At 64.0% G+C, this 15,892-nt stretch carries 17 protein-coding genes; all 17 read left to right on the plus strand.

What is annotated here, in order from left to right; all coding sequences use genetic code 11:
• On the plus strand, positions 1-2,064 hold a 2,064-nt coding region (locus tag DXD48_RS08150), incomplete at its 5' end, for an ABC-F family ATP-binding cassette domain-containing protein (RefSeq protein WP_233514979.1).
• Positions 2,051-2,347, plus strand: coding sequence for a hypothetical protein (locus DXD48_RS08155; protein ID WP_164473297.1), 297 nt, complete (start codon positions 2,051-2,053; stop codon positions 2,345-2,347). The genes DXD48_RS08150 and DXD48_RS08155, both read left to right, overlap by 14 nt.
• Positions 2,348-2,356: 9 nt before the next feature.
• Positions 2,357-3,040, plus strand: coding sequence for a site-2 protease family protein (locus tag DXD48_RS08160; RefSeq protein ID WP_117564781.1), 684 nt, complete (start codon positions 2,357-2,359; stop codon positions 3,038-3,040).
• A gap of 84 nt (positions 3,041-3,124) precedes the next feature.
• The gene (locus DXD48_RS08165; protein WP_117564782.1) at positions 3,125-3,934 is read left to right on the plus strand and encodes a ScpA family protein; all 810 of its coding nucleotides are present in this window, start codon (positions 3,125-3,127) and stop codon (positions 3,932-3,934) included.
• 11 nt (positions 3,935-3,945) lie between these two features.
• Complete coding sequence (gene scpB, locus DXD48_RS08170) at positions 3,946-4,674, plus strand: SMC-Scp complex subunit ScpB (protein ID WP_117564783.1); 729 nt, start codon at positions 3,946-3,948, stop codon at positions 4,672-4,674.
• A gap of 22 nt (positions 4,675-4,696) precedes the next feature.
• Positions 4,697-5,623 (plus strand): pseudouridine synthase, encoded by a 927-nt coding sequence (locus DXD48_RS08175; protein WP_117564784.1) that lies wholly within the window; start codon positions 4,697-4,699, stop codon positions 5,621-5,623.
• A 65-nt stretch (positions 5,624-5,688) separates the two neighbouring features.
• Positions 5,689-6,375, plus strand: coding sequence for a (d)CMP kinase (gene cmk / locus DXD48_RS08180; RefSeq protein ID WP_117564785.1), 687 nt, complete (start codon positions 5,689-5,691; stop codon positions 6,373-6,375).
• Between the two features lie 3 nt (positions 6,376-6,378).
• Positions 6,379-7,107 (plus strand): lysophospholipid acyltransferase family protein, encoded by a 729-nt coding sequence (locus tag DXD48_RS08185; protein ID WP_117564786.1) that lies wholly within the window; start codon positions 6,379-6,381, stop codon positions 7,105-7,107.
• A 2-nt stretch (positions 7,108-7,109) separates the two neighbouring features.
• Entirely contained in the window at positions 7,110-8,009 is a 900-nt protein-coding gene (locus tag DXD48_RS08190) for a 4-hydroxy-3-methylbut-2-enyl diphosphate reductase (protein ID WP_233514980.1), read from the plus strand.
• A gap of 2 nt (positions 8,010-8,011) precedes the next feature.
• The gene (locus tag DXD48_RS08195; protein WP_117564787.1) at positions 8,012-9,454 is read left to right on the plus strand and encodes a DUF512 domain-containing protein; all 1,443 of its coding nucleotides are present in this window, start codon (positions 8,012-8,014) and stop codon (positions 9,452-9,454) included.
• Positions 9,455-9,464: 10 nt separating this feature from the next.
• Positions 9,465-10,799 carry a ribosome biogenesis GTPase Der gene (gene der / locus DXD48_RS08200; RefSeq protein WP_117564788.1) on the plus strand — a complete coding sequence of 445 codons (1,335 nt, stop codon included), beginning with the start codon at positions 9,465-9,467 and terminating at the stop codon, positions 10,797-10,799.
• Positions 10,792-11,475, plus strand: a complete 684-nt coding sequence (gene plsY, locus DXD48_RS08205) for a glycerol-3-phosphate 1-O-acyltransferase PlsY (protein ID WP_117564789.1) — start codon at positions 10,792-10,794, stop codon at positions 11,473-11,475. Before der ends, plsY begins: the two co-directional genes overlap by 8 nt.
• A 9-nt stretch (positions 11,476-11,484) precedes the next feature.
• Positions 11,485-12,492 carry an NAD(P)H-dependent glycerol-3-phosphate dehydrogenase gene (locus DXD48_RS08210; RefSeq protein WP_117564790.1) on the plus strand — a complete coding sequence of 336 codons (1,008 nt, stop codon included), beginning with the start codon at positions 11,485-11,487 and terminating at the stop codon, positions 12,490-12,492.
• An 18-nt stretch (positions 12,493-12,510) separates the two neighbouring features.
• A complete protein-coding gene (rpe, locus tag DXD48_RS08215) occupies positions 12,511-13,182 on the plus strand; it encodes a ribulose-phosphate 3-epimerase (RefSeq protein WP_117564791.1) in 672 nt (223 codons plus the stop codon).
• 6 nt (positions 13,183-13,188) lie between these two features.
• The gene (locus DXD48_RS08220; RefSeq protein ID WP_117564792.1) at positions 13,189-14,367 is read left to right on the plus strand and encodes a cysteine desulfurase family protein; all 1,179 of its coding nucleotides are present in this window, start codon (positions 13,189-13,191) and stop codon (positions 14,365-14,367) included.
• On the plus strand, positions 14,364-15,173 hold the full coding sequence (locus DXD48_RS08225; RefSeq protein ID WP_117564793.1) for a Nif3-like dinuclear metal center hexameric protein: 810 nt from the start codon (positions 14,364-14,366) through the stop codon (positions 15,171-15,173). Before DXD48_RS08220 ends, DXD48_RS08225 begins: the two co-directional genes overlap by 4 nt.
• A complete protein-coding gene (locus DXD48_RS08230) occupies positions 15,170-15,889 on the plus strand; it encodes a zinc ribbon domain-containing protein (RefSeq protein ID WP_117564794.1) in 720 nt (239 codons plus the stop codon). Before DXD48_RS08225 ends, DXD48_RS08230 begins: the two co-directional genes overlap by 4 nt.
• Positions 15,890-15,892 lie beyond the last annotated feature (3 nt).

The raw sequence follows: 15,892 nt of genomic DNA on the forward strand, positions 1-15,892 counted from the left end.
ATATTGGCACACAAGGTCAAAGGCGGCACCATGATCCTCCTGGTCGACAAGATCGAAAAAAGCTTCGGCGCACGCGTCCTCTTTAGCGGCGCGTCCTTCCAGATCAACCCCGGCGAGCGCTTCGCGCTCGTGGGCCCCAACGGCGCTGGCAAAACCACCATGCTCAAAATCATCATGGGCATCGACAGTCCCGACTCCGGCCAGGTCCAGTACGCAAAGGACTGCCAGGTGGGCTACCTAGAGCAGGAAACTAATCTGGAACAAAAGGACACCACCATCCTCGCCGAGGTCATGGCCGCCGCCAAGGAAATCCGCCGCATGGGCGAGCGCGCTAACGAGCTGCAGGCCCAAATCACCGAGCTCTCCGAGCAGGGCAAGGACGTCGACGCACTCCTCAACGAGTACGGCCAGGTCCAGGACCGCTTTGAGCACCTGGGCGGCTACGAGCTCGAGAGCAACGCCCGCAAGATCCTGTCCGGCCTGGGCTTTAAGGTCACCGACTTTGAGCGCCCGTGCTCCGAGTTCTCGGGCGGCTGGCAGATGCGCATCGCGCTCGCCAAGCTCTTCCTGCGCCATCCCGACCTGCTGCTTCTGGACGAGCCCACCAACCACCTGGACCTCGAAAGCGTCCAGTGGCTGCGTGGCTTTATCGCCAACTACGACGGCGCCGTCCTCATCGTCAGCCACGACCGCGCCTTTATGGACGCCTGCGTCGACCACGTCGCCGCGCTCGAAAACCGTCGCGTGACCACTTACACCGGCAACTACAGCAGCTACCTCAAGCAGCGCGAGGACAACCTTGAGCAGATGCGCGCCAAGCGCGCCGCCCAGGAGCGCGACATCGCCCACATGCAGGTCTTCGTCGACAAGTTCCGCTACAAGCCCACCAAGGCCGCCCAGGCCCAGGAGCGCATCCGCAAGATCGAGCAGATCAAAAAGGAGCTTGTCATCCTACCCGAGGGCCACAAGCACATTGACTTTAAGTTCCCCGACCCGCCGCGCTCCGGCGACATGGTCGTGGGCCTGGAGGGCGTCTCCAAGTCCTACGGCAACAAGCACATCTACAGCGACATCGACCTCAAGCTCTACCGCGGCGAGCACGTGGCGCTCGTCGGCCCCAACGGCGCCGGCAAGTCCACGCTCATGAAGATCATCGCCGGACTGGAGCCGCCCACCACCGGCACCCGCGACCTGGGCACCAACGTGGGCGTGGCCTATTACGCCCAGCACGCGCTCGAGGGCATGACCGAGTCCAACACCGTCCTGCAAGAGATCGACACCGTCACGCCCAAGTGGACCGTGCCGCAGCAGCGCAGCCTACTGGGCGCCTTCCTGTTTAGCGACAACGATTCCATCGAAAAGCAGGTGCGCGTCCTTTCCGGCGGTGAAAAGGCGCGCTTGGCCCTGGCTAAGATGCTCGTGGCCCCCGAGGCACTTCTGTGCCTGGACGAGCCCACCAACCACCTAGACATCGACTCGGTGGACATGCTCGAGAACGCCCTGCAAAACTTCCCCGGCACCATCGTGCTGATCAGCCACGACGAGCACCTGGTGCGCGCCGTGGCCAACCGCGTCATCGACATCCGCGACGGACAAGTCACGGTCTACGACGGCGACTACGACTACTACCTCTACAAGCGCGAGGACCTCGCAGCCCGCGCCGCCGCCGAGGCGTCCACGGAGAGCGCGCCGGCCACGACCAAGTCCGCCAAGGCCAGCGCCGCCCAGGCCGACACCCCCGTCGCCGCCCCCAAGCCTGCCGAGGGCAAAAAGACCAAGGAGCAAAAGCGCGCCGAGGCCCAAGCCCGCGCTGCGCTCAACAAAAAGCTCAAGGGCGTGCGTAACCAGCTCAAGAAGATCGAGACGGAGCTCGACAAAAAGCGCGCCCGCTATGACGAGCTTATGGAATTGATGGCGAGCGAAGAGCTTTATGCCGATCAAGACAAGTTCAACGCCGCGCTGGGGGAATATAACGGCCTTAAGCAAGAGCTACCCAAGCTCGAGGACGAATGGCTGGAGCTTTCCACCCAGATCGAAGAGGAGACCGCGCGTGAACTCTCGTAAGGCCGCTGCCGTGGCGATGAGCATCATCGCCATCGCCTGTCGCATCTGCGGCATCTTTATGAGCGCGATGACCGTGCTGCTGTGCTTTAGCGGCCTCACCGCCAAGTTGCAGATTGTGGGCTTCGTCGTCGAGCTTTCGCGCGCACTGCCGAGCGCCATCGCCGGCTACGGCGTCATCACATCGCCCTTTGGCGGCGTGTTCCGCTTGGATTACGCCATCGTGGCCGTCATCCTGTTTGTGGCCGACTACCTGCTCACGCGCGCCTCGCGTCGCGTCCGCTAGGGGAGCGCCATGTCCAGCAGCTACCTCATGAACCTGCTAGCCAGCGCCGTCGCCGTCATCGTGGGCATCGTGATCCACGAGAGCGCACACGCCGCCGCGGCCTGGGCACTCGGCGATAAGACGGCCCGTTCGCGCGGACGCGTCTCACTCAACCCGCTCAACCATATCGACCCGTTTGGCACCATCATCCTGCCGCTGCTCATGCTTGCCGCCGGCGGCCCGGTGTTCGCCTTCGCCAAACCCGTGCCCGTGTACCTCAACAACCTCAAACACCCCAAGCGTGATGAGGTCCTGGTGAGCGCAGCCGGCCCCGCATCGAATATCGCGCTCGCATGCCTGGCCGCAGCCCTCATGCACGCTGCATACGGCAACCTCTACGCCAGCATGTCCTTTGCCGTGGCGACGCAAATCATGAACTTCGGCGCCACCTTTATCGTGGTCAACCTGTCGCTTGCGTTCTTTAACCTCATTCCGATTCCGCCGCTTGACGGCTCGTCGATTATCGTGCCGTTCCTCAAAGGCAAGGCGCTCTCCACCTACTACCAGCTGCAGCGATACGCCATGCCCATACTCATCATTGTGCTGTATCTGCTGCCCATGTGGACTGGCATCGACGTGATCGGCCGCTATTTCGACGTTACCGTGTATCCGTTGGCCGAGTGGCTGCTCAACTTCGCAATCGCCGGCATCTAAGGTAAACTTACAGGTCGACCGTGCAAAACGGTCGCAACATGCACCCAAACCGCGCCGCGAAGGCGCCGTCAAAGGAGGTCGAAGATGTCGTATCGCGTGTCGACGCAGGTCTACAGCGGACCGTTCGACCTGCTGCTGCAGCTGGTAACCCGCCAAAAAGTTGATATCGGCGCCATCTCGATCAGCGAGGTGGCCGAGCAATACCTGGCCGAGGCCGAGCGTATCGAGGCGCTGGACCTGGACGTGGCGAGCGACTTTTTGCTGGTCGCGGCAACTCTTTTGGACATTAAGGCAGCCTCGCTGGTACCCCAGGAGGCCCCGCGCAAGACAGGCGACGGTGACGAGGACGACGAAGACCTCGAGGAACTCAGTGCGCTCGACGGCGACGCCCTGCGCGAAGTCCTGATCCAGCGCCTGATTGCCTACAAGCAGTTTAAAGGCGCGGCGGCAGCCCTTGGCGCGCGGATGCAGGCCGAGAGCCGCATGCATCCGCGCGTGGCCGGCCCCGACCCCGAATTCCTTGGCCTTATGCCCGACTACCTGGCCGGCATTACCCTGCGCGGCCTCGCCGTCATCTGCGCCGACCTGGACGGCAAGCGCCAGACTTTCCTGCTGGAAGCCGAGCACGTGGCACCGCATCGCGTGCCGCTCGACCTGACGGTGGCCTCGGTCGATCGCTTTACCATGGCTCACCAAACCTGCACCTTCCGCGAGCTGTTGGACGGCGATGCCACCACCGAACAGCTTGTCGTCACCTTCCTGGCCATGCTCGAGCTCGCCAAGCGCGGCTCGCTTACCCTGAGCCAGGACGAAATCTTTGGAACCATTCAAATCAATCGCGTCGAGGGCGCCGAGGCATACGTGCCCGGCGAGGGCCCCGAGCTCACCGAATAGGAGCGGCAACCATGTCAACCCTTTCCACGCTGGAGGCAAACAGCCTCAAAGGCGCCTTGGAGGCGCTGCTGCTGGTGTCGAGCGACCCCGTGAGTGCGCCCGCGCTGGCAAGTGCACTGGATATCGCCCCGGGCGAGTGCGCATCGCTGCTCGCCGAGCTCAAAGTTGAGTACGAGGAGGCTAACCGCGGTTTTCAGCTGCGCGAGGTCGCCGGTGGTTGGCGCTTGTTTACGCACCCCGCCTACCACGATGTGGTAGAGGCCTATGTGCTGAGCTGGGACACGCAAAAGCTGTCGCAGGCGGCGCTCGAGACCTTGGCCGTTATCGCCTACCACCAGCCAGTCACGCGCGAGGTGGTCAAGGGCATCCGCGGCGTCAACTCCGACGGCGTCATTGCGTCGCTCGTGGACAAGGGCCTGGTGCGCGAGCTCGGCCGCGACCCCGAGCGCGGTCAGGCCATCATCTACGGCACGACCAACGCCTTCTTGGAAAAGTTCGGTCTGCGCTCCACCCGCGACCTGCCCGATCTGGAGCAGTTTGCCCCCGACGAGCAGTCGCGCCGGTTTATCCGCGAGCGCCTGAGCGGTCGTAGCATTCAGTCCACGCTCGAGGAGCAGGCCGATGACCTGGACGAAGAGCGCGAACTGCTCGATACCGATGTTGAAGATGTTGAGGCAGTCGAGGACTTGGAAACCCTGGTCGTCGACGAGACCTCGGAGGATTTACATGACGAGGACTAACGAAGTAGGGGAGACGCGTGCCATGGGCAACGCAGTACCCGCAACCGACGCCCAGCCCGTCTACCCGCATACCATGCGCCTGCAGCGCTTTTTGGCGCGCGCGGGCGTGGCGAGCCGCCGCGGATCGGAGGACCTGATGACCGCCGGCCGCGTGACCGTCAACGGCCAGATCGCGACCGAACTGGGCACCAAGGTCGACGTCGACCACGACCATATCGAGGTCGTCGGCATGCCCGTCAAGCTCAACCAGGGCTCCGTGTACCTGATGCTCTACAAGCCGACCGGCTACCTCACCACCATGAGCGATCCGCAGGAGCGCCCTTGCGTGGCCGACCTGGTCCCGCGCGACCGCTTTCCGGGCCTGTTCCCTGTGGGCCGCCTGGACCGCGACACCACGGGCCTTTTGCTCTTTACCACCGACGGCGACCTGTCGCAGGATCTGCTGCACCCCAGCAAGCATGTTTACAAGACCTACCAGGCGCTCGTGGACGGCAACCTGACCGATCGCGACTTAGAACCACTCCGCCGCGGCATCGAGCTCGATGACGGCCTGTGCCAGCCGGCGATCTGCCGCGTCATTAACGCGCGCGAGGCCGAGGCCGTAGCTCCGCAAGGCGTTAAGCCCGGCACCACCGCCGTGGAGGTCATCATCCGCGAAGGCCGCAAGAACCAGGTCAAGCGCATGCTGAGCAAGATTCACCACCCGGTGATCCGCCTGCACCGCTGCAACTTTGCCGGCCTGGAGCTCAAGGATGTGGCCAAGGGCTCGTGGCGCGAGCTCACCGACCGCGAGGTGCAGATCCTCAAAGACGGCGGTATCCCGCCCAAGCAGGCCAGCTCCAAGCGCAGCGCCGCGCCGGCGACCAACACCGCGAGTCGCACGCGTCACCACGGTAGCCACGGCTCCGCGCCCAAGCGCAACACCTACCGCGAGCGCTACACGAGCTAGGCAATCGCAAAGCCCCAGCGCCCGCGTCCCATACCAGCACGTCAACCACCGAAAGGAAGCATTGCATGATCGTCGCCATCGACGGCCCCGCCGGTTCCGGCAAGTCCACCATCGCCAAGGAGATTGCCCGCCAGCTGGGCTTTAACAAGCTCGACACGGGCGCCATGTATCGCGCCGTCACCTTCGCCGCGCTCGACCGCGGCATCGACCTGGACGACGAGGCGGCCATTGACACCCTCGCCGAGCAAATCGAGATCCGCTTTACCAACGGCACCGGCGAGGACACGCGCCTGACCATCGACGGCAAGGACGCATCGGCCGCCATTCGCACCCCGCAGGTCGACGCCAACGTGTCCAAGGTCTCGGCCTACCCGGGCGTGCGCGCCGCCATGCTCATCCACCAGCGCCGCGCCGCCGAGGACCGCGATATCGTCGCCGAGGGTCGCGACATCGGAACCGTCGTGTTCCCCAACGCACAGGTCAAGGTCTTCCTGACCGCCGACCCGCGCGAGCGTGCCCGTCGCCGTGTGCTGCAGCGCCACCAAAACGACGCCCAGCCGCTTACCACCGAGAAGCTCGAGGCCGAGGTCGACGAGACCCTCGACGCCCTCAAGCAGCGCGATAAGCTCGACAGCAGCCGCGAGGTCGCGCCGCTCGTTCCCGCCGAGGACGCCGTGCACGTCGACTCCACCGCCCACACCATCGACGAGGTCGTCCACATTATCGAGGACCTCATCAACCAAAGGAGGTAGCCCATGCGCCTGTTTAAGCAGACGCCCGAGGATTACTACAACGCCCCCTACGCCGAGTTCCCGGCGCTCATCCGCGGCACCGTCGCCGTGGTCATGGGCATCCTGTGGGTCTTCTCCAAGCTCATGTGGCGCTGGAAGGTCGAGGACAGCGACCTGCTGTTTGAGCGCCAGGAAGGCCGCGGCAGTGTGGTCATCTGCAACCACACCTCAATGGCCGAGTTGCTGGCCGTGGAGACGGCGTTGTTCTTTGGCGGCCGCCGCATCCGCCCGATCTTTAAATCCGAGTTTGCCAAGACCAAGATTGTGCGCTGGGCCTTTAGCCGCGTGGGCGGCATTCCCGTCGAGCGTGGCACTGCAGACATGAAGTGTCTGCGTGCCGCCCAGCATGCGCTGCAGCGCGGCGAGGACGTCTTGATCTTCCCCGAGGGCACGCGCATCCGCTCGCGCGAGATCAAACCCGAAGTCCACGGCGGCTTTGCGCTCATCGCTCAGATGGGCAAGGCGCCCGTCAACCCACTCGCCATTTGTGGTTGGTCCGATATTACGCCTAAGGGCAAAAAGCTCATGCGCCCCAAAAAATGCTGGATCCGTGCCGGCAAGGCCATCTCGCTTTCCGATGCTCCGGCCGAGCTCAAGCGCAAGGAACGCCTGGCATGGTTTGAGTCCGAAGCCATGAGTCGCGTCTACGCCATGCGCGATGACCTGTGCGCCGAGCACCCGGGCAGGTTCTAGCCATGGGCGAGTATGTCATGAACACTGCCGAGGCTGTGACCGGCAAGGCAGACGCCCCCACCATCGAAATCGCCGCCCACGCTGGCACCTGCTACGGCGTGCAGCGTGCGCTCGATATGGCCCTGGCGGCCGCCCCGCAGGCGGGGGAGAACGCTCAGGTCCACACCCTGGGCCCGCTCATCCATAATCCCATCGTGGTGCGCGAGCTTTCCGAGGCAGGCGTCGGTCTGGCCGAGACCCTAGACGACGCCGCATCGGGCACCGTGATCATCCGCGCGCACGGCGTGGTGCCGCAGGTGATCGAGGCCGCTCGCGAGCGCGGTCTCGACGTGGTCGATGCCACCTGCCCCTACGTGAAAAAAGTCCACGTGGCGGCGGAGCGCCTGGTACGCGAGGGCTACCGCGTGATCGTCGTGGGCGAGCCGGGCCACCCCGAGGTTGAGGGCATCCTGGGCCATGCCGGCGATGACGCTCAAGTCGTGAGCTGCGCCGCCGATGCGGACGCGCTGCCGCTCAAGGGCAAGGTTGGGCTCGTCGTGCAGACCACCCAGACCGCGCAGAACCTGGCCGAGGTCGTGGCTGCCATCACGCCGCGCGTGCAGGAACTGCGCGTGATCAACACCATCTGCGCCGCCACGAGTGAGCGTCAACAGGCAGCAGCCGCACTTGCCAACCGCTGCGACTGCATGGTCGTGGTGGGCGGCAAGAACTCGGGCAACACCCGCCGCCTGGCGCAGATTTGCGCAAACGCCTGCGAGCGTACGTATCACATCGAGGAAGCTTCCGAGCTTCAGGCCGCGTGGTTTACCGACGCTCACCACATCGGCATCACCGCCGGAGCCTCCACCCCGCAAGAACACATCGAACGCGCCGTCGAGCGCATCAAGGAGCTTTGCCGCTAATCATGGACCAGACCGTACCCGCATACGCCGCTGAGGTGGCCGATTACGGGCGCAGCCGCGACCCCGAGCCGGGTGAGGGCGCGCTCGTTAAAAACGTGCGCCCCGAATCGCCCGCATGGGATGTGGGTATCGAGCCGGGCATGCGCGTGCTCACGGTCAACGGCGAGCAACTGACCGATATGATCGTGTGGCTCTGGGAGGCAGATGACGACACTGTCGAGCTGGAGGTATTCGACCCGCGCGACGACACCGTCACCCCCGTCGAGCTTGACCGCTTTCCCGGCGAGGACTGGGGTCTGGAGTTCGATGGCCCTATCTTCGATGGCATGCGTACCTGCGTAAATGCCTGCGTGTTCTGCTTTATGACCATGCTGCCCAAGGGCGGTCGCTCCACGCTCTACATTCGCGATGATGACTACCGCTTGAGCTTTTTGCAGGGCAACTTTGTCACGCTCACGAACCTCACCGACGAAGATGTTCAAAACGTCATCCAACGCAACATGAGCCCCATGAACGTGTCGGTCCACGCCGTGAGCCCCGACATCCGTCGCCGCATGATGGGCCGCAACGCCCAGCGCGGCATGGACGTGCTCGAGGCCATCATGGCCGCCGGCATCGAGATTCACGCGCAGATCGTGCTGTGCCCCGGCATGAACGACGGCGAGGAGCTGGAAAAGACTCTGCGCTTTTGCGAGGAGCACGAGCAAATCACGAGCCTGGGCATTGTGCCGCTTGGATTTACCAAGCATCAGAACCGTTTTAGCTGGTCCTACAGTGACAAGCCCGAGCTGGCGCGCGAGACTATCGCCATGATCCGGCCCTTCCAGGACCGTGCCTTCGAGCGCTTTGGCCGCCATACCTTCCAGATGAGCGACGAGTTCTACCTGGATGCCGGCATCGAGCCGCCTGAGGCGGACTTTTACGACGGCTACCCGCAGTACTACGACGGCATCGGTATGATTCGCTCCTATCTGGACGAGACTGACAACGTGCTCGCCGCCGATGCCGAGCGCCTGCGCCGCGTTCGCGAGGCAATCGCCGCCCGTGACCAGCGCCTGCTGTGCCTTTCGGGCGCCAGCGCGCGCGATACGGTAGCGCGTTTTGTGGAATCGCCGCAGGGCCTTGCCGGTACCGTCACGGCCATCAAAAACCGCTACTTTGGCGGCAACGTGGACGTGACCGGCCTCATCGTCGCCTGCGACATCTTGGAGCAACTGCCACAGGACCTATCGGGGGTTATGCTCTTTGTGCCTAAGCTCATGTTCAACGCCGATGGTATGACCCTTGACGAGTATCATCGTGACGAATTACTCGCAAGCCTTACCGGTCGCGGCGCCGAGGTTCATGTGGTGTCGACCATGCCGCATGAGCTGCTCGATACCCTGGAGCACATCCTTGGCATAACGCCCGCCAATTCAACTATTCCCGCTGAACCTACCCATTAAAGGAGAGCAGATGAAACCTATCGTCGCCGTCGTCGGACGCCCCAACGTGGGCAAGTCCACGCTCGTCAACCGCCTGGCCCAGACCTCGGACGCCATCGTCCATGAGTCCCGCGGCGTCACGCGCGACCGCTCGTATCACACGGCCGACTGGAACGGCCGCGAGTTCACCATCGTCGACACGGGCGGTATCGAGCCGCTCAAGAGCGATGACGTCTTTGCCACGTCCATCCGCGACCAGGCCCTTGCCGCCGCCGAGGAAGCCGCCGTCATCCTGTTTGTGGTCGACGGCCGCACCGGCGTCACCGAGGAGGACGAATCGGTCGCCCGCATGCTCAAGCGCTGCGACAAGCCGGTCTTTCTGCTGGTGAACAAGCTCGACAACCCCGATCGCGAGAATGACAACATCTGGGAGTTCTATTCGCTCGGCATCGGTGAGCCCACGCCGCTCTCGGCCCTGCACGGCCATGGCACGGGCGACCTGCTCGACGACATCGTGGCCCTGTTGCCCGAGGAGGAGGACGAGGTCGCCGACGAGTTTCCCGATGCGCTGAACGTGGCCATCATCGGCCGCCCCAACGCCGGTAAGTCCTCGCTGTTCAACCGCATCCTGGGCGCCGACCGCTCCATCGTGTCCAACATCGCCGGCACCACGCGCGATGCCATCGACACCGTCGTCGAGCGCGACGGCAAGCACTACCGCATGGTCGACACCGCGGGCATTCGCAAGAAGAGCACCGTGTACGAAAACATCGAGTACTACTCCATGGTCCGCGGCCTGCGCGCCATCGACCGCGCCGACGTGGCGCTGCTCGTCGTCGACGCCTCCGTGGGCGTCACCGAGCAGGACCAGAAGGTCATGGGCCTTGCCATCGAGCGCGGCTGCGCCATCGTGGTGCTGCTCAACAAGTGGGATCTGCTCGACGACGACCGCAAGCGCGAGGCCTGCATGGAGACCGTTGACCGCCGTCTGGGCGTCATGGCTCCTTGGGCCCAGTACCTGCGCATTTCGGCCCTGACCGGCCGCAGCGTCGAGAAGATCTGGGCGATGGTCGACGCGGCCGAAAAGACGCGTTCGCAAAAGATCACCACCTCGCGCCTCAACACGTTCCTCACTGACCTGCGCGAGTTTGGCCACACCGTGGTGGACGGCAAGCGCCGCCTGCGCATGCACTACGTGACCCAGACGGGCGTCAACCCGCCGACGTTTACGTTCTTCGTCAACCACAGCGACCTGGTCAATGACACCTACCAGCGCTACGTGGAGAACCGCATGCGCTCGACCTTCGATTTTGCCGGAACGCCCATTCGACTCTTCTTTAGGAAGAAGGAGCAAAAGGATGCTTAATCCGATTCTGCTGACCGCCATCTGCGCCGTGGTCTCGTTCTTTATCGGAGCGATTCCGTTTGGCCTGATCCTGGGCCGCGTGTTCAACCACACGGACATCCGCAAGGCGGGCTCCGGCAACATCGGCACCACCAACGCCCTGCGCGTGGCCGGCCCCAAGGTGGCCGCGCTCACGCTGCTGTTCGACTGCCTTAAGGGCGCCATCTGCGTCCTTATCGCGCGTCCGCTTATCGCGGGCGTGGGCTATGGCTTCCCTGTGAGCATCATGGCGCCTGGAGCCCCCGGCGACTGGATGCTCGGCGTCATCTGCCTGGCTGCGGTGTGGGGTCACATCTTCTCGCCCTACCTCAACTTCCACGGCGGCAAGGGTATCGCCGTGGGCTTGGGCGTCATCCTCGCCTGGTACTGGCCCATCGGACTTTCGCTGCTGGGCATGTTTATCGTGGCCGTCGCCATCACCAAGTTTGTGTCGGTAGGCTCGCTTGCCGCGGCCATTGGTCTTCCCATCGCCGTCTGCGCGGTCTTTCCGTATAGCAGCCTGGAACTTAAGTTTTGCATGGCGCTGATCGGCATCACCGTGGTGTGGGCCCATCGCGCGAACATCAAAAAGCTCATGGCCGGTAAGGAGTCCAAGCTCTCGTTTACCAAGCGCGTCACCGAGCCCGACGATAAGTAGGAGAGAGTCATGAATGTTGCGCTGATTGGCTCCGGCTCCTGGGGAACCGCCGTCGCCGGCCTTGCCGCCGCTCGAGCCGAGCGCGTGACCATGTGGGCCCATAGTGAGCAGACGGCCGCCGGCATTAACGGCGAGCACCGTAATCCCCGCTATCTGGTGGACTACGAGCTGCCCGGCAACGTTGTCGCCACCATGGACCTGTCGCAGGCACTCGACGGCGCCGAGGCCATCATCTTTGCCGTGCCCTCCACGCACCTGCGCAGCGTATGTCATCAGGCAGCACCTTTCATCGCCACCGACACCCCGGTGCTCTGCCTCACCAAGGGCATTGAGCCCGAGTCCGGCCTACTCATGAGCGAGGTCATCGCCAGCGAGATCGGCAGCGAGGCGCGCGTGGCGGCGCTCTCGGGCCCCAACCATGCCGAGGAGATCTGCCGCGGCGGGCTTTCTGCCGCCGTCATCGCCAGTAAAGACCAGCAGGTGGGGGAGACCTTTAAGGAGCTGCTGCTTTCCACGGCCTTCCGCATCTATCTGTCGCAGGACATGACGGGCGTCGAGGTCTGCGGCGCCATGAAAAACGTCATCGCTATCGTATGCGGCATCTCCGCCGGTACCGGCGCGGGCGACAACACGCTTGCCCTTATCATGACGCGCGGCCTGGCCGAGATCAGCCGACTGGTGCACGCCCGCGGCGGGCAGGCCATAACGTGCATGGGACTCGCCGGCATGGGCGACCTCATCGCCACCTGCACCTCGGAGCATTCGCGCAACCGCACCTTTGGCTACGAGTTTGCCCACGGCGTGTCGCTCGACGAGTACCAGGCGCGCACGCATATGGTGGTCGAGGGCGCCGTCGCGGCCCGCAGCGTGAGCGAGCTCGCCCGTTCACTGGGCGTAGACATTCCGCTCACCTTTGCCGTGGAGCAAACGCTCTACAACGGTGTTACTTTGGATAGGGCGATGGAAATTCTCACCGACCGCGTCCCATCACAAGAGTTCTACGGACTTACCGATTAGCGCAGAAAGGCTACTACCATGGGTTCCATTAAAATCGCTCCGTCCGTCCTTTCGGCCGATATGGCCAACCTCAAGGGCGAGCTCGACAAGATCGCCGGTGCCGACTACGTGCACTTCGACGTTATGGACGGTCACTTTACCGGCAACCTCACCTTTGGCGTCGACATCCTCAAGGCCGTCAAGCGCTCCACCGATGTACCGGTCGACGCGCACCTGATGGTGTCGAACCCCGACGAGACCGTCGATTGGTACGCCGACGCCGGCGCCGATATGATCACCGTTCACTACGAGGCCTCCACGCACCTGCACCGCACGCTCACGCACCTGCAGCAGCGCGGCGTCAAGGCCGGTGTGGTGCTCAATCCCGCAACGCCCGTCTGCGTGCTCGAGAGCAACATCGATGTCGTCGACATCGTGCTGCTGATGAGTGTGAACCCCGGTTTTGGCGGCCAAAGCTTTATCCCGGGCACTCTGCCTAAGCTCCACGAGCTCAAGGCCATGTGTGAGCGCCACGGCGCGTCGCCCATGATCGAGGTCGACGGCGGCATTTCTTCCAAAAACATCGCCGAGGTCGTCAAGGCCGGCGCCAACGTGCTCGTAGCCGGCTCCGCCGTATTTAAGTCCGAAGATCCCGCCGCCGAGGTTGCGCTACTGCAGAAGCTGGGCAATGAGGCCGCACAGGAGGCATAAACCCTTATGACCGCAGGTCAAAACCGCATACCCGTGAATCTTGACTATGCCGCCTCGACGCCCATGCGCGCCGAGGCGCTCCTTGCGCAGCGCGAATATGACGACAGCGAGCTTGCCGGCGTCAACCCCAACTCGCTGCACTCGCTTGGACGCAAGGCCGCCGCACGCCTGGAAGTTGCCCGTCGCGAAATCGCCCGCAGCTTTGGCGCACGCGTCCGCCCGTCCGAGATCGTCCTGACCAATGGCGGCACCGAGGCCAACCAGCTGGCGCTGCTCGGTCTTGCCGAGGGCGCTCGTCAGCGCGATCGCAAGCGCGACCGTGTCATCGTGTCGGCGATCGAGCACGATTCGATCCTGGACAACCTACCGCTGCTGCGTGCCGCCGGCTTTACCGTCGATCTGGTGCAGCCCTGCCGAGCGGGCTACATCGAGACCGCCGCGCTGAGCGACTTGCTCGGCGACGACGTGGCACTCGTTAGCATCATGGCCGCCAACAACGAGACCGGCGTGGTGCAGCCCATCCGCGAGCTGGCCGCCGCCGCGCATACCGTGGGCGCCCTGTTCCACACCGATGCCATCCAGGGCTATCTGCACATTCCGCTCGATGTCACCGAGCTGGGCGTCGATGCCATGTCCGTTGCCGCCCACAAGATCGGCGGTCCCGTGGCATCCGGCGCGCTCTACCTCAAGAACCGCACGCCGCTGCGCCCCCGAATCTTTGGCGGTGGACAGGAAGCCGGACGACGTGCCGGCACGCAGGACCTGCGCACGCAGCTCGCCTTTGCCGCTGCCGCCCGCACGCTGACGCCCCATGTGGCCGAGGAGTGCGAGAAGCTGCAAGCCCTTTCCGACAAGCTCTACGCCACGCTTACGGCCCATCCGCGTATTCACGCCACGATGGGCGACTATGCGCATGCCGACCGTCTGCCCGGCATGGTATCGATCTACATTGACGGCATGGACTCCGAGGAGCTCATCATCAAGCTCGACGCCGCCGGCTTTGAGGTGTCGGCAGGCTCGGCATGCTCGAGCGGCAGCACGGACCCCAGCCACGTTTTGAGCGCGATGGGCATCGGTCGCGAGCAGGCGTTGGGCGCACTGCGCATTTCCTTCGATGACCGCGTGGTTCCGGACGATCTGATCGACTTTGCCCAGACGCTGCTCTCGATCGTAGGTGCCGCATGATCGTCGCCGAACTCGAGCGCGCCCTGCTTGCACGCTATCCTATGACGGACGCCGAACCCTGGGACCACATAGGCTTATCCGTTGGCGACCCCGACGACGAGATCCGCGGCGTGGCCTGCGCACTCGACGCGACCGAGGTCAACGTGCACCGCGCTCTCGAGGCCGGCGCTAACGTGCTGCTGACGCATCATCCCATCTATATTAAGGCGCCTGAGGCGTTTTGCCCGGCGGATGCGTCGCGTCCCCAGTGCAGCGCAGCACTGTTTGAGGCCGCCCGCTGCGGCGTGAGCATTATTTCGCTCCATACCAACCTGGACCGCTCGCACGAAGCGCGCGTTCGCCTGAGTGAGTTGCTGGGCGCCGAGCCCATGAGCTCGCTGGAGCATGTGGACGAGCCTGAGCTCACCGGTCTGGGCGCACTCGCGACCCTCCACGATCCCTGCAACCTGCGCGATCTCACCAACCGTGCCGCCACGGCGTTTGGCAGCGACCCCCGTGTGTGGGGCGAGGCCGAGCACCCGTGCCGCACCGTCGCCATCCTGGGCGGCTCCCTCGGTGACTTTGGAGAGCTCGCCATCGCCGCCGGTGCGGATGTCATCGTGACGGGCGAGGCGGGCTATCACGTGGCGCAAGACCTTGCTCTGCGCGGTCTGGGCATCATCCTGCTCGGCCATGACCGCTCCGAGGAGCCGTTCGTTGATATATTGATGAACTCTGCAGTTGACGCCGGGGTCGACCCCCGTCATGCGATTAAAATACTGAACCCTTGCCAATGGTGGACTGTGACAAAAGGAGAGAACTTATGAGCGCCGGCGCTACGCTACTCAAGCTGCAACAGATCGATTTGGAGCTCGCCCGCAACAAGAGCGAACTTGCCAATATGCCGGAGCTCAAGGAGCTCGCTTCCAAGCGCAAGACCTACGTTAAGCTCAAGGCCGAGATGACCAAGCTCTACGCCCAGCGCAAGGATCTGGACATTGAGCTCGACGATCTCAACACCACCGAGATTCAGACCAACAACGCCATCGAGGCTGCCAAGAAGCGCCACGTCGACGGCTCCGACTACCGCGAGGTTCAGGACCTGGAGAATGAGCTCGCCACTCTGGCCAAGCGTCTGGACAAGATCGAGCACACCCGCAAGGACGTCGTCGTCGCCCACAAGGAGGCGCTCGACCGCGAGGCTCGCGCGCAGGCCATCATCGCCAAGTTCGAGGAGGGCGTGAAGGCCGACACCAAGGCCGCCCGCGCCAAGGCCGCCGACCTCCAAGCCCAGATTGACGCCGCCACCAAGGAGCGCACCGCGCTTGCCGCCACGCTGCCGACCGACGTCCTCACCGATTACGAGCGCCTGCTCAAGCAGTTCCGCGGCCTGGCAGTCGAGACCATCAAGGGCAACATCCCCACGGTCTGCCACACCGCGCTGCAGGCGTCGTCCATGAGCGACCTCAACCACGACGGTAGTGAGACTACGCATTGCCCGTACTGCCACCGCCTGCTGGTGCTTCCCAACAAGGAAGCCTAAATG

It is taken from the genome of Collinsella sp. TM05-37, assembly GCF_003436455.1.
Taxonomy (GTDB): domain Bacteria; phylum Actinomycetota; class Coriobacteriia; order Coriobacteriales; family Coriobacteriaceae; genus Collinsella.